This is a genomic window from Pseudomonas oryzihabitans, from assembly GCF_024652905.1.
Lineage (GTDB): Bacteria > Pseudomonadota > Gammaproteobacteria > Pseudomonadales > Pseudomonadaceae > Chryseomonas > Chryseomonas benzopyrenica.
The window spans coordinates 1322072-1341986 of sequence record NZ_CP102428.1 but is presented as its reverse complement, the minus strand read 5'-3'; the positions used below and the strand labels follow the sequence as shown (position 1 = coordinate 1341986).

The window sequence follows — 19915 nt, the reverse complement described above, 5'->3', positions numbered from 1 at the left end:
AAGCAAAACGGGCAGACACAAAAGGCGCCTGCCCGTTTCGAAGCGCCCACCGCGTGGCGCGGTGGGTTGCCGGCGATCAGCCGAGGACGGCGAGCGCAGCCGCGTAGTCCGGCTCCTGACCGATCTCGGGCACCAGTTCGCTGTGCAGCACCCTGTCCTGTTCGTCCAGTACCACCACGGCACGAGCGGCCAGGCCTTGCAGCGGACCGCTGGCCAGGGCGACGCCATAAGCCTGCAGGAATTCGGCACCGCGCAGGGTGGAGAGGTTCATGACCTTTTCCAGGCCTTCGGCGCCACAGAAGCGCTTCTGGGCGAACGGCAGGTCGGCGGAGATGCACAGCACCAGGGTGTTATCCAGCTTGTCGACTTCGCTGTTGAACTTGCGCACCGAGGTGGCGCAGGTCGGGGTGTCGACGCTGGGGAAGATGTTGAGCACCTTGCGCTTGCCGGCGAGGCTGGCCAGGGTGATGTCCTGCAGATCGCCATTGACCAGGCTGAAGGCCGGGGCCTGTTGGCCAGGCTGCGGCAGGTTGCCCTGCACCTCGACCGGGTTGCCACGCAGATTGACGGTTGCCATGAACAGCTCCTTTCTCATGAGACGGGACAGGGAGTAAACACGTTTTCCGCACCCGATCAAAGCGTTACGCGCCCCTGCTTCAAAAATCGCGGCGATAGAAGAAATCCAGGGAATTGGCCAGACCGCTGGCGATCTCGAGATAGAGCCGGCGGGTGAGCTGGTAGCGCAGGGCCACGGTGTTGGCCGAATCGAACACCCCTACCCCGTAGCGCACCGACAACCTGTCGGTCAGGTTACCCGAGGCCACCACGCTGGTCTTGTCCCCCGATCCAGCGGTATCCAGCTGGAAGTTCTGGATGCCCAGGCGCTGCGCCAGGGCACCGGCGGTGCCGGAACTGCCGGCCAGGCCCAATGCCAGCGCCGCCTGGCCGAGCACGTTGTTGTCGCCTTCGCTGCCGCTGGACAGCGGCCGCCCCAGCACCAGGTAGGCCAGCGCCTGCTCCTGGCTCATGCTCGGCTCGGAGAACACTTCGATACGCGGCTGCTGGGCGAAGCCCGAGAGCCGCAATCCCGCGGTGACATTCTGCTCCTGCACCACCCGTACGGCTTCCACATCGATATAGGGCTGGGCGATAGGCCCCTGGAAGAACAGCCGAGCGCGCCTCATGGTCAGGCGCTGACCATAGGCGTTGTAGCGGCCGTTGCGCAGGTTCAGCTCGCCGCGGGTGTCGAGGTTGTCGCCGATGTGGACCTTGCCGACGATTTCCGCGGACAGGCCAAAGGCGTCGAAGGTGAGCTTGTCGGAACCGACCAGCACATCGACGTCCATGGCGATCTGCATGGCCTGCTGCTTGGCCGGGGCCTCCTGGCCGACGATGACGGCATCGTCCGACACCTTGACCGTGGACGGCGGCAGCTGCTGCACCTGGATGCGCCCGCGCGGCACCCGCACCTCGCCGGCCAGGGCCAGGCGGCCGTTCTGCATGAGGATCTTGAGATTGGGCGCCACTTCCAGCTGCGCATAGGGCTCGACGTTGACGGGAAGCTTGTCGCCGGTGACCGCTACGTCGACGTCCAGGCCATTGGCCCAGCCGACGCTGCCCCGGATCTGGCCGCGCCCCTGAGTGCCGCTGCGCCAGCCGCCGTCGAGCAAGGCGGTGTCGCCCTGGATACGGGCGGTCAGGCCGAGGTCCTGCAGGCGCGTCGGCACGCTGCCGCCGCCGATGTCGCCGCCGCTGAGCTGGATCTGGCCGTTGACCCGCGGTTGCAGCAGGGTCCCACCTAGCTCGCCGGCGCCGTTGATCTTGCCTTCGAGATGTTCGATGCCCTCGACGAAGGCCTTGCCGAGGGCCAGATTCAGGCCCTGCAACTGGAAACGACCGGCTAGCGCCTGGTTCGGATCGCGGGGATCCAGCCGCGCCTGCACATCGAGCCGGCCGAGGTCGGCACTGGTCAGGCGCACCTGGGTGTCCACCTGCTGCGGTTTCAGGGCGCTGGTGACGTCCAGGCTGTCGTAGCTGAAGGTCTGCCACTGGCCCGCGGCGTCGCGCAGCCTGAGGCTGCCACGGCCGGCCTGGAGACGGATCTCGCCATCGGGTCCGGCCTTGGGCAGGCGTAGGTCGACGTCGCCATCGAGGCTGCCCTGCCAGGCCAGTTCCGGCGGCAGCAAAGGTTGCAGACTGGCCAGCGGGAAGGCGCGCAGGTGCCAGGCGAGACGGGTGTCGGGCAGTAGCTGCTGATCGTCGCCGCAAAGGCTGGCGGCGCCGGACCGCCAGCAATGCCGGCCCAGTTCCAGGCGCCCGTTGGCCAGGCGTTCGATACGGGCCGGATTCTGCAAGGTCCAGTTCTGGCCGCTGGCCGCGAGCGAGCCACGCGCCAGTTGCCCCTTCCAGTCCCCGTTGTCGGCCAGGGCGCCATTCGCAGCGAGGCCCAGATTCAAGGGTTGTCCCCTGAGCGACAGCTCCGCCTGTTGCTGACGACGATCACCCTGCCCCTGCAGTCGCAGGACGCCAAAATCCCGCCCGGCGGCCTGCAGGCCCTGGGCGGTCAGGTCGAGAATGCCGCGCTGGCGATCATCCAGATTGGCGGCCAGCGTCAGGCTGCTGATGCGGTTGTCGGCATAGCCAAGTTGGCGCCCATCGAGCCGCAGCTTGCCCGCTGGCGCCTTCAGCGTGCCCGCCAGATCCAGGCGACCCTGGGCGCTGCCCGAGAGATCGGGCCAGAGCTGGGCCAGTCGGCGCAGATCCAGTTGCAGTTGGCCCTGCAGCCGCTGGTCGAGGGCGCCCTGCCCCTGGATGCGGTTGTCGCCCAGGCGAACATCCAGCTGGGAGACCTGCCACTGCTCACCGGCGCCCTGAGCCTTGGCCGCCAGCACCGCCGGTTGGTTGCGCAGTCGGCCCTTGAGGTCCAGATCGGCATCCAGCCGCAGGCGGCCGTCCTTGAAGGCACCGGAACTGCGCAGCGGACCGGCCAGGCTGCCGGGCAGCTGGGCGACCCAGAAGGCCGGATCCAGGCGACTCAGATCGAGGGCCACCTGCCAGCTCACGCCGTCGGCGAAGCCCAGGTTGACCTTGCCCTGCGCCCGCCCCTGGCCGGCCTGGAGATCCAGCGAGGGCAGATTGAGCTGGGTGGTATCGCCACTGAAGGGGGTGGCCAGGGTGAAGGCACCGGCCGGACCGGTGGCCGCGGCCTTGAGATTGCCCAAATAGGCACCGTCTCTATAGGCCACCTCGCCCTGCAGACGCTGCAGGCTCACCGGGGGCTCCGCCATGGGATACAGCCGGCGCCAGGGGAAGTCGCGCCAATCCAGGGTGGCATCGGCCGCCAGCCCTTCCTGCCAGTCGAGCTGTCCGGCCAGCACCACGCGCTGCTCGGGCGTGGTCTGCAGGCGCAGGGCGGCGATCCGCGCGCCCTTGGCATCGACGCGACCGTCCAGATTCAAGTCAACCGGGCCGCCCTCGCCCGGCAATTTCGCTTGACCGACCAGCGCGTAGCCGGCGGCCAGATCGCCCCGCGCGGTCAGCTTGAGGTCGTTCAGCCGCAGGGTATCGGGCAGGCTGGCGGCCGCCTTGAAGCCATCGGCCACCAATTGCAGATCGGCCGGGACGTTGTCCACCAGCGGCTGCACCGTGCCGGTCAAGCGTCCGGGCAGATAGCCGCTGCTGTCGGCCTCCAGGCGCAGGGTCTGCTGCAGCTCGCCCTCCAGCTTGAGCACCAGCGACCAGGGCGTGGCCTCCGGCGCCGGCAGGCCGAGGGTGCCCTGCAACTGCAGCGGCCAGGCACCGCTGGGCTGCAACCGGCCATGGGTATCCAGGCTGATGCCATGGGCCATGCCGGCCAGGCGCTCGATGGTTATCCCATCAGCCTGCCAGTGGGCCTGGAGTTCCAGGTCGCGGGCCTGCTCGGCGCGGTTGTAAAGAACTTCACCGATCCGTACCTCACCCAGCTGCACCCCCAACGGCAAGCCGAGGCTGGGCAACTGGATGGGTCCGCTCTTTTCCGGCACCGGCTCCGGACTGGGCGCCTGCTCGATGGCGATGCGCGAGGCGACCAGGGTATCGATGCACAGCTGCAGCCTGAGCAGGCAGCCGGGTCGCCAGGCGAATTCGGGGGCCTCGACCGTTACCCGGGTGGCGCCCCCCTCCCAGACCAGCTGCCGAGCCTGCCAATGGCCACCCAGGCGCCCCTGAAACTCGGTCAGGGTCAGACCCGGCACCCGCTCCAGCACCAGGCGGCCGATGCCGGCGTTGCCCAGGACCAGGGCCAGCAACAGGATCAACCCACCGAGCAGGGTCGCCAGCACGCCAAGGATGACACCGCCTACCGACTTCACAGCTCAGGTCCTATGGAAAAGTGCAGGCGGATACCGCCGGGTTCGTCGAGGCCGTGCGCCAGGTCGACGCGGATCGGCCCGACTGGCGAGACCCAGCGCACGCCCACGCCGACGCTGGTCTTGAGCTCGTAGTTGTTGAGGTCGTTGAAGGCGCTGCCCTGGTCGATGAAGGTCGCCAGCCGCCACTTGTCGCGCAGGGGATATTGGTATTCGACGCCTCCAGCGACCAGGTAGCGACCGCCCACGTAGTCACCTTCGTCGTTTTCCGGTGACAGGGTCTGGTAGTCGTAGCCGCGAACGCTCTGATCGCCACCGGCGAAGAAGCGCAGCGACGGCGGGATCTTGTTGTAGCCATTGGTGAGGTTGCCGCCCAACTGCAGGCGTCCGAGGAAGCGATGGCCGTCGCCCACGGTGATCAACCCGCGGGCCAGCGCCGTGGCGTGAATCATGTTGGCGTCGGAGAGTAGCCCTTCCTTCGCCGCCGAGACGCCGAATTGCAGGCGGTAGCCGCGATTGGGGTCGATGCGGTTGTCACTGCGCAACAGTGAGAAATCGACCCCCGGCATCACCAGGTTGGAGGTGCCTTCGTCATTGCCCAGGCGATAACTTTCGTTGCGCCACTTGAGCGAGAGCACCCGCTCCCAGCCATTGGGAAACTTGCGATGCCACTCGGGACCCACGGTCAGCAACTGGCTGAGGGAATCGTCGTCGGCGATCTGCTCGTACTGGTAGCCGCCGGCGAAGCGGAACTTGTCATTGATCGGGTCCTGCCCGGGAATGTCGTACCAGGTGGCAATGCTCTGGCGTGGCGCCGACAGCTCCGCCTCCGCACCCAGGCTGTGGCCCTGGGGATTGAGCCAGTGGTTCTCCCAGGTGAATCTCAGCCGCGGGCCGACATCTGTCGAATAGCCGGGACCAAAGCCGAAGGTACGCGGCTTGCGGGTCCGCAGGGTGACCGTCACCGGCACCTCGGCGGCACCTTCCTGCTTGGGATAGGTGTCGAGCCGCGCGCCATCGAAGAAGCCGCTGGCCAGCAGGTTGCTCTGGAAATCGGCGATCAGCTCGGAATCGTAGGGCGTGCCCTGGGCGAAGGGCACCATACGCTGCAGCAGATCGGGATCGAAAGGGGCATCCCCTGCGAAGGCCACCTTGCCAAGGACGAAGCGCGGCCCGCTGTCGAACACCAGGGCGATGTCGGCGAAGCCAGTGGCGGGATCGATCCGCAGCTGGTGCTGGGTAAAGGTGCCGCGAAAGAAGCCATACCGCTGCGCCTGATTCTGGATCAGGCTCTTGGCATCTTCATAGAGTCCCTGGTTCAGCGGCTGGCCTGGCTTCAAGCCGGCCGGAATCGGCCGCTGAAAGGCCCGCAATCGCCGCGCTGGCCCCTCGATGCGAATATCCACGTTACGCAGCTTGATCGGCTCACCGGGTCGCACCTCGACGACCAGCCGCGGTGTCTCGCCACTCTCTACCCGAGTCTCGATCTGCGCGTGGTAGTAGCCGAGCGCCTGAGCCGCCTGCTCGGCCTGCCGTTCCGTCGCCGGACGCAGGCGCTGCAGCCCGGCAACATCGCGCCCTTCCACCGAGCCGATATAGGCCTGGATGTTGTCTCGCAGGGGGTTGTTGGCCGGTTGGACGCGAACGCTGACCTCGGCCGGTGCCGCCCAGGCCATGCCGTGCAGACAACAAACTCCAATCAGGGCGCGGCGTAGAGCGTTCTTATTCATACGGGGATGCTAACGGGCGTTGCGCTGTGAGACAAACAGGAGTGGCCAGGGTTCGCCAGGTCGCCGCTGCGACAGGAGGCTTTCTGCTAGGCTAGGGCCATCCATTTTCCAGGACAGCTTCATGAAGATAGTCTGCTTCAATATCAACGGCTTACGCGCAAGACCTCATCAACTTTCCGCCATCATCGAACGCTATGATCCGGATGTGATCGGCCTGCAGGAAACCAAGGTCTCGGACGATCAGTTCCCGCGCGAGGAAGTCGAGGCCCTGGGTTACCACGTGCACTATCACGGCCAGAAGGGCCACTACGGAGTGGCCCTGCTGTCGCGCCTGGCGCCGCTGGAATTGCACAGGGGTTTTCCCGGCGATGGTGAAGAGTCGCAAAAGAGATTCATCTATGGCGTCTTCGCCGACCGAAAGGGTCAGCCACTGGTGGTCATGAACGGCTATTTTCCCCAAGGGGAGAATATCGCTCACCCAACAAAATTCCCTGGCAAGAGGAAGTTCTACGCGGATCTTCAGAATCTACTTGAAGAGCGTTTCACGCCGGACACGCCCTTGCTGCTCATGGGGGATTTCAATATCTCCGCCCAGGACCACGACATCGGCATAGGTGCGGCCAACGCCAAGCGCTGGCTGCGCACGGGCGCCTGCAGTTTCCAGCCGGAAGAACGCGAATGGATGCAGCGACTGCTGGACTGGGGCCTGATCGACAGCTATCGCCAGCTGCATCCGGACGTCGACGACAGGTTCAGCTGGTTCCCCTATCGCAGCCGCGGCTTCGAGGACGAACCCAAGCGCGGCCTGCGCATCGATACCATCCTCGCGTCTCGGGTGCTGCGCGAACGGATCGTCTCGGCAGGCATTGACTATGAGATCCGTGGCATGGAGAAGCCCTCCGACCACGCGCCGATCTGGCTAGAATTGACCTGAGGTCCTGTCACATCGGCGTCATGTGGCCTGCCTAAGGTGGCGGCCTCGTCTCAGGCTCGAGGCCTATTCCATGAACGGCTCTGCCCCGGTATTCCGCCGCGCCTTCCTGCGGCGAGCGGTGCTCGCGACCTTGCTGCCCTTGCTGCCTTCGCCCCTTCTGGCCGGCGAACCCACCACTGTCATTCTGCGCCTGCAAGGCTCCAACACGATCAACGCGAACCTGGGCCCGCGCCTGGTCGCGGCCCTGCTCGCCGAGCGCGGCTATCGGGATCCACAGGTGATACCTGCCACCGTGATGGACGAATGGCAGCTGGTGGCCCGGGCGCCGAATGGCAGTGCCGTGGCCATACAGATCGCCGCCCATGGCTCCAGCACCGGCTTCACCGCCCTGGCCGCGGGCACCACGGATCTCGCCGCGGCCTCCCGGCCCATCAAGGACAATGAAGTCAGCGCCCTGGCCAATCTGGGTGACATGGGCAGCAAGGACGCGGAGTACGTGATCGGGCTGGATGGCCTGGCGATCATCGTGCATCCCGGCAATCCCCTGCGAGAGCTCGATCTCCAGCAGTTGGCGCAGGTCTTCGCCGGCGATATCACCGATTGGCAGCAACTGGGCGGCCCGTCCGGGCCGATCCGGATCTATGCGCGGGATGATCGATCGGGCACCTACGACACCTTTCGCGAACTGGTGCTGAATCCTGCCGGCAAACGCCTGAGTGCGGCTGCCAAGCGCTTCGAGTCCAATGAAGAATTGGCGCAGCAGGTGGCCGCCGATCCTGGGGGCATCGGCTTCACTAGCCTGGCGGCTGCCGCCAAGGCGCCAAAGCTCGCCCTGCGCGACGGTGAAGGCCGCGCCATAGCCCCCAGCGAAGCCAGCATCGCCACCGAGGACTATCCACTCGCCCGGCGACTCTTCTTCTATGGCTCGCCCGCCCAGCGCTCGGACTGGGCGCGCAGTCTGCTGGAGTTCAGCCAGACCCCTGCCGGCCAGGCGGTGGTGCAACAAAGCGGCTTCGTCGCCCAGCGCATCGAACCCCTGACCATCAGCGATACCCGTGGCATGCCACCCGCCTATCTGGAGCTGGCTCGCCGCGCCCAGCGCCTTACGGTGAATTTCCGCTTCACCGCCGGCAGCGCGCGCCTGGATAACAAGGCACTGCGCGATGTCGAGCGCCTGGCCGCCTTCATGCGCCGGCCGGAAAACGCCCATCGGCAGCTGATCCTGGTGGGCTTCAACGACGCCACCGAGGATCCGGCACGGGCAGCGCTGCTGGCCCGTCTGCGCGCCACCGCGGTCGCCACGGCGCTGCGCCACCAGCAAGCCTTCGCTGGTGAGCTGCTCTCCCTTGGCGACCAACTGCCTGTCGCAGGGCTGTCAGCCAACGGCCGGGTAAAGAACCGGCGGGTTGAGGCTTGGATTCAATAGGGACCAGTCGGGCCTTTCCAGAAAGAGACCTGGGGCAACACGGGGATGTATCCCACCCTGTTGCCTAGATTCGTGTCAGGCACCCCAGGAGACACTATCGATAGCGACAGGCATCCCGATCAAGACTTAAAGTACTTTCTCAACATAACTCTAGAATCAAGATCAAAAATCACATTCAAGTTCTTGATTTTAAAAGTATTTAGCTATCGAATTTCTGCTATTTCAGGTGTGAGGAAAAGCGGGACTATCGGGAGGCAGGTGCCACCTTCTCCAACCCTTGGAGACGCTCGCCCGCGCGAATCCCCCGCGTGGAAAACCAACCAGCAGGAGTTTCCAAGGCATAGCGCGCCGGGGCCCGGGAGCAGTGGCGGGTATCGGTCAGCGGCTGCATTTCGACGGTATTGAGGACCTTGCCGCCGGCATCAATAAAGGCGGCGGCTAGCGCGCTGGGGGTATCGCGCATCCACAGGCAGCGTTCGTCATCCCCAGCAAAGACGAACAGCATGCCTTCGTGGGCTGCCAATGGCGGTCGCCCCATGAGTCCCTGGGCCCGCTGGGCTGGAGTCGTTGCCACTTCTACAGCGAGGCGCTGGTCGCCAATCCGCAGCTCGATGCGCTCTGCCGCCCAGATGGGCATAGCCGCCAGTGCGGCCAGCAGCAGGCCGCGCCGACCAGGGCCCAGCGCCCGTTTCGCTCCGTCTCGGACCTGGATAAAAAATGTCATCGCATGTGACCTTTGCCAGGCGAAAGCAATCTATCCCACATTGTCAGACAACCTCTCGAGTCCGATGTCGACCGCCAGCCTACCGCCTGCACCCTCACCCGCTCTGGCCACCCGCATTACCTTGGGTACGGTGCTCTTTACCTTTATCGCCTACCTTACCATCGGCATCCCCCTGGCCGTGCTGCCGGGCTTCGTGCACGACCAGCTGGGCTTCAACTCGATCATCGCCGGCCTGGTGATCAGCAGTCAGTACCTGGCGACCCTGTTCTCGCGCTCCCATGCCGGACGCATCATCGACACCGTGGGCGCTAAGCAGTCGGTGCTCTATGGCATGCTCGGCTGCGGTCTCAGCGGCGTGCTGATGCTGGCCTCGGTACTCTTGCAAGCCTGGCCCTGGGTCAGCCTTGGTGCCCTGTTGCTCGGCCGACTGGTGCTGGGCTGCGCCGAAAGCCTCTCGGGTACCGGCGCCATCTCCTGGGCGATCGGCCGGGTCGGCCCGGCCAACACCGCCAAGGTGATCTCCTGGAACGGCGTCGCCAGCTACGGTGCCCTGGCCATAGGCGCCCCCCTTGGCGTGGTGCTGGTGGACAGCCTGGGACTGTGGAGCTTGGGCGCCAGCATCATCGGTCTGGCGGCGCTGGGCTATCGAATCGCCAAGCCCCGCCCGCCCATCGTTCCGGTGCGCGGCGAACGCCTGCCCTTCACCACGGTGCTGGGCCGGGTATTGCCTTTCGGCCTGGGCCTGGCGTTGGGTGGCATCGGCTTCGGCACCCTGGCGACCTTCATCACCCTCTATTACGCCAGTCAGGGCTGGAGTGGCGCGGCCCTGTGCCTGACGGTGTTTGGCTGTTTCTTCATCGGTGTACGCCTGGTCTGCGCCAACGCCATCAATCGCCACGGCGGCTTTCGCGTCGCCATCGTCAGCCTGGCGGTGGAAGCCGTGGGCCTGACCATCCTCTGGCTGGCCCCCAGCATGACCACTGCCCTGGTGGGCGCCGCCCTCACCGGAATCGGCTTCTCGCTGGTGTTTCCGGCGCTGGCCGTGGAAGCGGTGCAGCGGGTTCCGGCCTCGAACCGCGGTGCCGCCCTGGCCGGCTATTCGGTGTTCATCGACCTTTCGCTGGCGGTGACAGGGCCTCTCATCGGCGCCGTGGCCACCCATTTCGGCTATGCCGCCAGCTTTCTCTGCGCGGCCCTGGCCGCGCTGGCAGGCTTGGCCCTCAGCGTTCGCCTCCTCTGCCGTTTCGACGAGTCCTCGCGAGAACAGCCATGACCACGACCGCCCCGCCTGCCGCCTCCCTCGCCATCACGCTGCGCATCGTTTCGATCGTCGTCTTCAGCTTTCTGCTGTTCCTGGCGATCGGCCTGCCACTGGCGATCCTGCCGGGCTACGTGCACGACGATCTCGGCTATGGATCGGTCATCGCCGGACTGGCGATCAGTATCCAGTACCTCGCCACCCTCTTCACCCGCCCCCTCGCCGGTAAGCTGGCCGACAGCATCGGCGCCAAGCGTGGAGTGATCTACGGCCTGTTCGGCTGCGTCGCCTGCGGCGTGTTGACCCTGCTGGCCACCTCGCTGCAGAGCGTGCCGGGTCTCAGCCTGGGCCTGCTGATCGTCGGCCGGGTCATCCTCGGCATGTCCCAGGCCATGATCGGTACCGGTTGCCTGAGTTGGGGCATGGGCAGCGTCGGCATGCAGCACGTGAGCAAGGTGATCTCCTGGAACGGCATCGCCGCCTATGGCGCCCTGGCTCTGGGCGCGCCCCTGGGCGTGGCCATGGTAGCGGGCCTAGGGCTCTGGAGCCTCGGCGTGGCCATCGCCCTGCTCGGTGCTCTGGGTCTGGCCCTGGCCTGGAACAAGGAGCCGGCGCCGGTGATTCCAGGCGAGCGGCTGCCCTTTCACAAGGTATTCTGGCGCATCAGCCCCTTCGGCCTCTGCCTGTTGCTCAGCTCCATCGGCTTCGGCGCTATCGCCACCTTCGTCACGCTCTACTACGCGAGCAACGGCTGGCCCAACGCGGCCTTCTGCCTGACCGCCTTCGGTGCGGCCTTCATCTGCGCGCGGCTGCTGTTCGCCGGCACCATCAACACGCTGGGCGGCTTCCGCGTCGCCCTGGCCTGTTTCAGCGTGGAGACCCTAGGGTTGCTGCTGCTTTGGCTGGCGGTCACCCCACAGATGGCGTTGGTGGGCGCGGCCATGGCGGGTTTCGGACTCTCGCTGGTCTATCCGGCCTTGGGCGTGGAGGCCATCGTCAAGGTACCGCCAACCAATCGCAGCGCGGCGCTGGGCGCCTACTCGCTATGCCTGGATCTGGCGCTGGGGATCACCGGCCCTCTCGCCGGCGCCATCGCCAACGGCTTCGGCTTCAGCGCCATCTTCCTCTTTGCCGGTCTCATGGCCCTGGCGGGCCTGGGTCTGAGTGCTTTGCTCTATCATCGAGCGCTGCGCGAGAGCAAAGACCCGATCAAGACCTGAATGGCCGCATTGGTCGAGGGCGAAGCCCTGGATCGGGAGCGCCCAGGCTGCTGCCCCCTGTGATCTCTACAATGGGCCGGGATCCGGAATCGGTGCGGGCGGCTTGGCCGGTTCGGTGAGGTTCTCGACCACCTCGTCAGGGATCTCGGTATCGATCTCTTCATCGGCCATGTCGGAGTCGTTGAGGGGTGCCTGATCGCCGCCCAGCCAGAGGGCCAGCGGAGCGGTGGTGTCGGGCGCGGGAGAAAGAGAAAGGATCATGCCGTGGCTCCTGTGCCGTTCGGTCTCAAGCTTTAGTTGGTCGACGACGCCAGATGTTTCACCCTGGTGCCTACCGCACGTCGCCCCATTCGCCAGTGGCGTCAGTGCCTTGCCAGAGCCTTCGGGCAGAGACGCCGTCCCGGTTGGCAAGTCCACACCCCGAGTAATCGCCAGTCTTTTCGGGCCATTGGCCAGCAGCCTGGCCTGCGCCTGACTAGACTCCAGGGATCCTCCCATGCCGGATTGCCTGCCTATGGATACCCCGACCCGCTCTGCCAGCCCCGCGAATCTGCTCGCGGTCGTTTCGGAAGATGAGCTGCTGCTGCAAGCCCTGGTACGCGAGGTGCTCAAGCAGGAAGGCTTCCATGTGGAAACCTTTGGCACCGCCGACGCCGCCCTGCAATTTCTGGAGCTGCACTGGCAGCAGGTGAACGTCGTGGTGTCGAACGTGCGGATGCCCGGCGTGATCGATGGCGTGCAACTGGCCAAGATCGTCAGCGAGCGTTGGCCCGCGGTGCCCTTCGTCTTGATGTCCGGCTACGCCGGCTTGAGAAATGACATCCCGTCCGGGGTGCCCTTCCTGCACAAGCCGTGGACGCTGGATCAACTGACTGAAGCCGTCTGGAAGGTGGTACCCCGGCCAGACTTCCCCGGCCCCGCCGCCAGTTAGTCCAGCGACAGCCAGCCGCCGCCTGCCCCGTACAAACCACCTCGCAGCTATGCCACAATAGGCGGCATGTCGGGCGCCGCCCGCCTTTACCGCAGCCCAGCCAGGCCGCCGCGCACCGTCGCTGCCCATCGACCCTGCCCGCTGGAGCTCTGCCCATCCGACCGGAACGCCCTGTCCAAGCCGCTTGCCGGCCCGGACAGCGGCCGAGCTCCGGTCTGAAACCCCTTACAGGTACCCCCCTTGATCTCCACCGCTAACATCACCATGCAGTTTGGCGCCAAGCCGCTGTTCGAGAACGTGTCCGTCAAATTCGGCAACGGCCATCGCTACGGCCTGATCGGCGCCAACGGCTGCGGCAAGTCCACCTTCATGAAGATTCTCGGGGGCGATCTCGAACCCACCGGCGGCCAGGTGATGCTCGAGCCCAACGTGCGCCTGGGCAAGCTGCGCCAGGATCAATTCGCCTACGAAGACTGCACGGTCATCGATACCGTGATCATGGGCCACGCCGAACTGGCCAAGGTCAAGGCCGAGCGCGACCGCATCTACGCCCTGCCGGAAATGAGCGAAGACGACGGCATGGCCGTGGCCGAACTGGAGGTGCAGTTCGCTGAATACGATGGCTACACCGCGGAAGCGCGGGCGGGCGAGCTGCTGCTCGGCCTGGGCATCCCCCAGGACCAGCACTTCGGCCCCATGAGCGCCGTCGCCCCTGGCTGGAAGCTGCGGGTGCTGCTGGCCCAGGCGTTGTTCTCCGATCCGGAACTGCTGCTGCTCGACGAACCGACCAACCACCTGGACATCAATACCATCCGCTGGCTGGAAGGCATCCTGGTCGCGCGCAACAGCACCATGATCATCATCTCCCACGATCGGCACTTCCTGAACAGCGTCTGTACCCACATGGCCGACCTGGATTACGGTGAGCTGCGCCTGTTCCCCGGCAACTACGACGAGTACATGACCGCCGCCACCCAGGCCCGCGAACGCCTGCTGTCGGACAACGCCAAGAAGAAGGCCCAGATCGCCGAACTGCAGCAGTTCGTCAGCCGCTTCTCGGCCAACGCCTCCAAGGCCAAGCAGGCCACCAGCCGGGCGCGCCAGATCGACAAGATCCAGCTGGACGAGGTCAAGCCGTCCAGCCGCGTCAGTCCGTTCATCCGCTTCGAGCAGTACAAGAAGCTGCACCGCCAGGCGGTGACCCTGGAAAACGTCACCCAGGGCTTCGACGGCACCCCGCTGTTCAAGCGCCTGGGCCTGCAGATCGAAGCCGGCGAGCGGGTCGCCATCATCGGCCCCAACGGCATCGGCAAGACCACCCTGCTGCGCACCCTGGTGGGCGAGATGGCCCCCCAGAGCGGTGAAGTGAAGTGGACCGACAGCGCCGATGTCGGCTATTTCGCCCAGGACCACGCCGAGGACTTCGCCGACGACGTCACCCTGTTCGACTGGATGGGTCAATGGACCCAAGGCGGCGAGCAGATGGTCCGCGGCACCCTGGGTCGCATGCTGTTCTCCAGCGACGACATCCAGAAGTCGGTCAAGGTCATCTCCGGTGGCGAGCAGGGTCGCATGCTGTTCGGCAAGCTGATCCTGAAGAAGCCCAACGTGCTGGTGATGGACGAACCCACCAACCACCTGGACATGGAATCCATCGAGGCGCTGAACCTGGCACTGGAAAATTATCCGGGCACCCTGATCTTCGTCAGCCACGACCGTGAATTCGTCTCCTCGCTGGCCACCCGCATCCTCGACATGAGCGAGACCGGCGTGGTGGATTTCAGCGGCAGCTACGACGACTACCTACGCAGCCAGGGCATCAACGGCTGACCCCAGGGTTCGTGTAGTGGGTCGCGCAACCCACTACACGAACAAAATAGATGGTGCCCTAAGCAGTTACCCTAGGTATCATTTCGCACCGAAACGGGTACTCGACCAGGATCGCCGCGATCATCACCTATCGTTTGCGCCGGGAGACCAGGGGTCTCCTGCCACGTCTCGTAACACGTAGCGCCCCCTTCCGGCACGCTCGACGGGTTCCCTTTCGCATACTGATCTCCCCGCCTGGCATCGGCCTCTGCCGATCCGCCAGAACGGTCGGCCCCAACCTAATAAATCAGAACATTGCCGGACGGCCGCTGTCGCAACTGACTGCCATGCCCTACCGGTTGCTTGCCCCTGCCTGTCCGTCCGTGGTCAGTCCGGGGTTGCCCAACTCGAGGTCGGGCTCCGACGCCCGCTCTCCCTCAGGTGTAAAGCGAGACACTGTCTCAGGAGTACGATGAATGCACAGTGGTAACGAAGAGTCGGATTTCGTTTTCGTCGGCGCGGGAATCATGAGTGCGACCCTGGCGGTCATGCTCAAGGAGCTGGAGCCCACGAGTACCGTCGAGGTACTCGAACTGCTCGACGTAGGCGCGGCGGAGAGTTCCAACCCCTGGAACAACGCCGGAACCGGCCATGCGGCCCTCTGCGAGTTGAACTACACGCCGGAAAAGGCGGACGGCAGCATCGACGTCACCAAGGCCCTCAGCATCAACGGCATGTTCGAGGCCTCCAGGCAGTTCTGGTCCTACCTGGTCGAGGAAGGCCACTTCGGTTCGCCGCGCGCCTTCATCAGCCCCGTGCCGCACATGTCCTTCGTGCATGGCGCCAAGGACATCGCCTTCCTGCGCAAGCGCTATGAGGCCCTCAAGGACCACGCCTGCTTCGACGGCATGGAGTATTCCGAGGACCACGCCAAGCTGCGCGAGTGGATGCCCCTGGTGATGGAAGGCCGCCCAGCTACCGAAGCCGTGGCGGCGACCCATGTGGCAGGTGGCACCGACGTCAACTTCGGCGCCCTGACTATGAGCCTGCTGGGTCACCTGCAGACCCGTCCCGGCACCCAGGTGCGCTACAACCAGAAGGTGGTGAATCTGACCCGCGAAGCGGATCAACGCTGGCGCCTGACCATCGAGGACAGCCGCTCCGGTGCTACGCGCACGCTGATCGCCAAGTTCGTCTTCCTCGGTGCCGGTGGCGCGGCCCTGCCGCTGCTGCAGAAGTCCGGCATCCCCGAGGGCGCCGGCTACGGCGGCTTCCCGGTGAGCGGCCAGTGGCTGCGCTGCGACGACCCACACATCGTCGAACGGCACCAGGCCAAGGTCTACGGCCTGGCCGGCGTCAACTCGCCGCCGATGTCGGTGCCGCACCTGGACACCCGCGTGGTGGATGGCAAGAAGTCGCTGCTGTTCGGCCCCTTCGCCGGCTTCACCACCAAGTTCCTCAAGCGCGGTTCCTTCCTCGACCTGCCCAAGTCGATCAAGTCCGGCAACATCGGCCCCATGCTCGCCGTGGCGCGGGACAACATGCCGCTGACCCGCTACCTGGTCGGCCAGGTGCTGCAGTCCTTCGACCAGCGCGTCGAGGAATTGCGCGCCTTCTACCCGGCCGTGCGCAAGCAGGACTGGCGCCTGGAAGTGGCTGGCCAACGGGTGCAGATCATCAAGAAGGACCCGCAGAAAGGCGGCATCCTGCAGTTCGGCACCGAGATCGTCGCTTCCGGTGACGGCACCATCGCCGCCCTGCTGGGCGCCTCTCCAGGTGCTTCCACCTCGGTGTCCATCATGCTGACCCTGGTCGAGCGCTGCTTCCCGAGCCGCTACCAGAGCGAAGAGTGGCAGGCCAAGCTGCGCAAGATGTTCCCCTCCTTCGGTCACAAGCTGGCCGAAGAGCCGGAGCTGCTGCGGGAAGTACGGGAGCGCACCACCCGCGTACTGCAACTCGACCAGCCGGCGTGACACTACCTGGATGGCCCACTGGCGGGCCATCCCTGCTCCTGACGTCCCCACCCCAGCAAAACCGCCCCCTCTCCCTCTGGGAGAGGGTTGGGGTGAGGGCTGTCGCCCTCCGACGCCTACTTAATCCCCCAACGCCGCGCCCTCCCGTCTTGGGTCCGCGCCCCCCTGCCAGCCTGATCCCATCCGGCGAATGACCTGGATGCCACTGGTCATCTCGTCTTCGCGCACCTGATGCCCACGCTGCTCCAGCGCCTGGCGCAAGGCCGGGGTGGTCTGGCCGCGTTCCAGCTCGGTGGGACCGTTGCGGCTGCCGAAATTCGGCAGCCCCGCGGCCGCCTGGGGATCCAGTTGCCAATCCAGCAAGCCCACCAGGGTCTTGACCACATAGCCGGCGATCTGCGAGCCACCCGGCGAGCCCAGGGCGGCCAGCAGCTCACCACTGTGGCGATCGAACACCAGGGTCGGCGACATGGTCGAGCGCGGACGCTTGCCCGGCTCCACCCGGTTGGCCACCGGCAGGCCCTTCTCCCGCGGTACGAAGGAAAAGTCCGTCAGCTGATTGTTGAGCATGAAGCCCTTCACCATCAGATGGGAGCCGAAGTAGCTCTCCACCGTGGTGGTCATGGACAGGGCGCCGCCCCAGGCATCCGCGGCTACCACCTGGGAGGTGGAGAGGCGCAGCGGCGAGCGGTCCGGCGCCCAGGCCAGGGTCGGTCCGGGCGGCACCCCGGGGGCGGCCTTGCCGAGGCTGCGCTCACCGACCTGCTGCGCACGACTGGCCAGATAGCCGGGATCGAGCAGCCCCTTGACGTTGACCGGCACCAGCTCCGGATCCGCCACGTACTGGGCGCGATCGGCATAGGCCAGGCGCTCGGCTTCGGCAATCAGATGCACGGCTTCGGGACGCGGCTCCTGGGCCGCCGGCAAGGTGGTCGGTACCGGTCGCAGGGGCGCCAGCGCCCAGGCCGGATCCCGCGCCTGCAGGGCCTGGAGGATGCCCAGGGTCTGAGCCACGGTGATGCCGCCGGCGGGCGGCGGCATGCCGCAGACACGCCAGCGCTGGTAGTCGGTGCACAGTGGCGTGCGCGTCCTGGCACGATAGCCGGCGAGATCCTGGAGGTTCAGGCTGCCGGGATTGGGGCTCCGCTGTACGGCCGAGGCGATGGCCTTGGCCAGGTCGCCGCCATAGAGCGCCCCGGCACCTTCCCGGGCGATCAGCGCCAGGGTGTCGGCCAACTCAAGGTTGCGCAGCCGGGTGCCCACCGGCTTCACCTGACCCTGCCCATCCAGATACAGCGCGGCCATACCGGGCGACTGCTTGAGGAAAGGATCGTGCACAAGCTGGTTATGCAGCCGCGGCGACAATGGGAAACCCTCGCGGGCCAGGCGGATGGCCGGCTCGAACAACACCCGCCAGGCCAGCTTGCCGTGGTCGCGATGCGCCAGCTCCAGGGCGCGCAACACCCCGGGCACCCCGACCGAGCGCCCGCCGATGCGGGCCTCCTCGAAGGCCATGGGGCTGCCATCCGCACGCAGGAAGAGCTGTTCCGTAGCACCTGCCGGGGCGGTTTCGCGACCGTCGTAGGCCTGAACCTTGCGACCGTCCCAGTAGAGCAGGAAGGCACCGCCGCCGATTCCCGAGGATTGCGGCTCGACCAGGGTCAGGACCGCTTGCATGGCGATGGCGGCATCGATGGCCGAGCCACCCTGCCGCAGGATCTCCCGCCCGGCCTCGGCTGCCAGCGGATTGGCCGCCGCCGCCATCTGCCGGGTGGCTTCGCTGGCCGTCAGCCCGGGCCGATAGCCGGAGCCGGCCTCGGGGGCGACGGGCAAGGAGGTCTCGCGGCTGTGGCTACAGGCCGCCAGGGTCAGGGACAGGAACAGGGGCGTGAGGATCGACAGAGGGGTTCGCAACATGGGGCTCCTGGGCAACGGGCGGCATTCGCCCGCCTAGCCTAGCCCATCACCTGCAGCCATGCCGCCTGCCTGACCTCAGAACGGCAGGTGACGGTGCAGCACACCGCCGCAGAGCACATCCAGCCACAGCAGCTGATGCAGGGCGACGATGGTGAAGAACACCAGCCGAAAGCTCAGCTTGACCGTCTTGTGGCGGAAGCGCTGCTGGGCGATCAAGGCACCCGGCCAGCCACCGAGCAGCTCGCCCAGGTGCAGGACCCGCTCCGGCACGCGCCAGCCCTTGTCGCGGGCGCGCTGCTTGTCGTGCTTGTAGAGCAGGTAGGTGGCCACGCTGGCCAGCAGGTAGAGCGGCAGTGGCCAGAGCACCCCACGGCCGAAGGCCAGGGACAGCATGCCCACCAGCGGCAGGATGAAGACGGCGATCTGCAGCAGCGCAAGCATGTCCTGCCGGGCGATGGCCGCGCGTTGCTCATAGGGCGTCAGCGCCTCCGCCCGCTTGCTGGTCTTGGGGGGCGCTTTCTGCCCAGACGCACGAGCCGGCTGGCGCCGGCTCTGCTGTTCCTTCTCGGGCTTCACCCGGCCGCCTTGGCCGCGCTCCAGTCGATCCAGCCGAATTGCCAGGTGGCCAGGATCAACAGTCCGAAGACGATACGGTACCAGCCGAACACCTCGTAGCTGTGGTTGCCGATGAACTTCAGCAAGGCCTTGACCGCCAGCATGGCGAAGATGAAGGAGGTGATGAAGCCGACCCCGAACACCAGCACATCGCTGGCAGTGAACAGATGACGGTACTTGTACACCGAGTAGACGGTCGCGCCGACCATGGTTGGCATGGCCAGGAAGAAGGAGAACTCGGTGGCCGCCTTGCGCGACAGACCGAACAGCAGGCCGCCGATGATGGTGGAACCGGAGCGCGAGGTGCCCGGAATCATCGCCAGGCACTGGGCGCAGCCCACCTTGAGGGCGTCATGCCAGCGCATGTCGTCCACCTCTTCCACGCGGATGCGATGGGTACGCTTTTCCGCCCAGATCATGATCACGCCGCCGATCACCAGGGCGAAGGCCACGGTGATGGGATTGAACAGGTATTCGTGGATCAGGTCACCAAGGATCACGCCCAGCACCGCAGCGGGCAGAAAGGCGACGATCAGGTTGCCGGTGAACCGCTGCGCATAGGACTTGCGCGGCAGATCGGTGACGATCTCGAAGACCTTGAAGCGGTATTCCCAGACCACGGCCAGGATGGCCGCCAGCTGGATGATGATATTGAAGGCGATGGCCCTTTCCCCGCCGAAGCCGATCAGATCGGCGACGACGATCTGGTGGCCGGTACTGGAAATGGGCAGGAACTCGGTGATGCCCTCGACGATCCCCAGAATCAGCGCCTGCAAGGCACTCCATAGGTCCATGGTATTACTCCATCCAAGTGAAACATTTGCAGGTAGCCGGGTCCGAAGACGCCGGCGGCAACGGGGTTCGAACCGTGACGCTCCGCAGGGCGTGGCCCTTCGCGGTACCCAGGACAGCTCATGCTGTGGTGGTCGCCCGGCACCTTACCAGAGCAAGACCGGTTGAAGAGACCGATAGACGGCCATTAGGTGCCGTACAATGACGAATCGAATCTTTCCGGATGTGAAGCATGTCGTT

At 65.8% G+C, this 19915-nt stretch carries 15 protein-coding genes; 7 read left to right on the top strand and 8 right to left on the bottom strand.

Translation table 11 applies throughout. The annotated features are described in order from the left end of the window. Positions 1-76: 76 nt before the first annotated feature. From tpx to NRG74_RS06215, 3 genes are all read right to left on the bottom strand, one after another. Positions 77-577, bottom strand: a complete 501-nt coding sequence (tpx, locus tag NRG74_RS06225) for a thiol peroxidase (protein ID WP_064308661.1) — start codon at positions 575-577, stop codon at positions 77-79. Positions 578-656: 79 nt separating this feature from the next. Further along, a complete protein-coding gene (locus NRG74_RS06220) occupies positions 657-4349 on the bottom strand; it encodes a translocation/assembly module TamB domain-containing protein (RefSeq protein WP_257706026.1) in 3693 nt (1230 codons plus the stop codon). After that, the gene (locus tag NRG74_RS06215; RefSeq protein WP_184288670.1) at positions 4346-6022 is read right to left on the bottom strand and encodes an autotransporter assembly complex protein TamA; all 1677 of its coding nucleotides are present in this window, start codon (positions 6020-6022) and stop codon (positions 4346-4348) included. The genes NRG74_RS06220 and NRG74_RS06215 overlap by 4 nt, the downstream gene beginning before the upstream one ends. A gap of 175 nt (positions 6023-6197) precedes the next feature. On the opposite strand from NRG74_RS06215, the gene xthA reads away from it, so the two are divergent. Then, positions 6198-7010: an exodeoxyribonuclease III gene (xthA, locus tag NRG74_RS06210; RefSeq protein ID WP_257706025.1), complete on the top strand. Its 813-nt coding sequence runs from the start codon at positions 6198-6200 to the stop codon at positions 7008-7010. Between the two features lie 70 nt (positions 7011-7080). After that, positions 7081-8436: a substrate-binding domain-containing protein gene (locus NRG74_RS06205; protein WP_017640552.1), complete on the top strand. Its 1356-nt coding sequence runs from the start codon at positions 7081-7083 to the stop codon at positions 8434-8436. 244 nt (positions 8437-8680) lie between these two features. Here the strand turns inward: NRG74_RS06205 and NRG74_RS06200 are convergent, their stop codons facing one another. Further along, the gene (locus NRG74_RS06200) at positions 8681-9160 is read right to left on the bottom strand and encodes a DUF192 domain-containing protein (RefSeq protein WP_160922497.1); all 480 of its coding nucleotides are present in this window, start codon (positions 9158-9160) and stop codon (positions 8681-8683) included. A gap of 64 nt (positions 9161-9224) precedes the next feature. Here NRG74_RS06200 and NRG74_RS06195 point away from each other — a divergent pair, with 64 nt between their 5' ends. Both NRG74_RS06195 and NRG74_RS06190 read left to right on the top strand, forming a co-directional pair. Then, on the top strand, positions 9225-10433 hold the full coding sequence (locus NRG74_RS06195) for an MFS transporter (RefSeq protein ID WP_064308656.1): 1209 nt from the start codon (positions 9225-9227) through the stop codon (positions 10431-10433). Next, a complete protein-coding gene (locus tag NRG74_RS06190) occupies positions 10430-11638 on the top strand; it encodes an MFS transporter (RefSeq protein ID WP_017640549.1) in 1209 nt (402 codons plus the stop codon). Before NRG74_RS06195 ends, NRG74_RS06190 begins: the two co-directional genes overlap by 4 nt. Positions 11639-11704: 66 nt before the next feature. On the opposite strand, the gene NRG74_RS06185 is transcribed toward NRG74_RS06190, so the two are convergent. Beyond that, complete coding sequence (locus NRG74_RS06185) at positions 11705-11899, bottom strand: hypothetical protein (protein WP_017640548.1); 195 nt, start codon at positions 11897-11899, stop codon at positions 11705-11707. A 235-nt stretch (positions 11900-12134) separates the two neighbouring features. On the opposite strand from NRG74_RS06185, the gene NRG74_RS06180 reads away from it, so the two are divergent. From NRG74_RS06180 to mqo, 3 genes are all read left to right on the top strand, one after another. After that, positions 12135-12569 (top strand): response regulator, encoded by a 435-nt coding sequence (locus NRG74_RS06180; RefSeq protein WP_231893085.1) that lies wholly within the window; start codon positions 12135-12137, stop codon positions 12567-12569. Between the two features lie 240 nt (positions 12570-12809). Continuing rightward, on the top strand, positions 12810-14399 hold the full coding sequence (locus NRG74_RS06175; RefSeq protein ID WP_017640546.1) for an ABC-F family ATPase: 1590 nt from the start codon (positions 12810-12812) through the stop codon (positions 14397-14399). A 455-nt stretch (positions 14400-14854) separates the two neighbouring features. Continuing rightward, positions 14855-16351, top strand: coding sequence for a malate dehydrogenase (quinone) (mqo, locus tag NRG74_RS06170; protein WP_257706024.1), 1497 nt, complete (start codon positions 14855-14857; stop codon positions 16349-16351). Positions 16352-16471: 120 nt separating this feature from the next. On the opposite strand, the gene NRG74_RS06165 is transcribed toward mqo, so the two are convergent. The 3 genes from NRG74_RS06165 to NRG74_RS06155 form a co-directional block, all read right to left on the bottom strand. Further along, complete coding sequence (locus NRG74_RS06165; protein ID WP_257706023.1) at positions 16472-18268, bottom strand: gamma-glutamyltransferase family protein; 1797 nt, start codon at positions 18266-18268, stop codon at positions 16472-16474. Between the two features lie 75 nt (positions 18269-18343). After that, complete coding sequence (locus tag NRG74_RS06160; RefSeq protein ID WP_160922502.1) at positions 18344-18844, bottom strand: DUF1294 domain-containing protein; 501 nt, start codon at positions 18842-18844, stop codon at positions 18344-18346. Continuing rightward, positions 18841-19677, bottom strand: a complete 837-nt coding sequence (locus tag NRG74_RS06155) for an undecaprenyl-diphosphate phosphatase (RefSeq protein ID WP_257706022.1) — start codon at positions 19675-19677, stop codon at positions 18841-18843. The genes NRG74_RS06160 and NRG74_RS06155 overlap by 4 nt, the downstream gene beginning before the upstream one ends. Positions 19678-19915 lie beyond the last annotated feature (238 nt).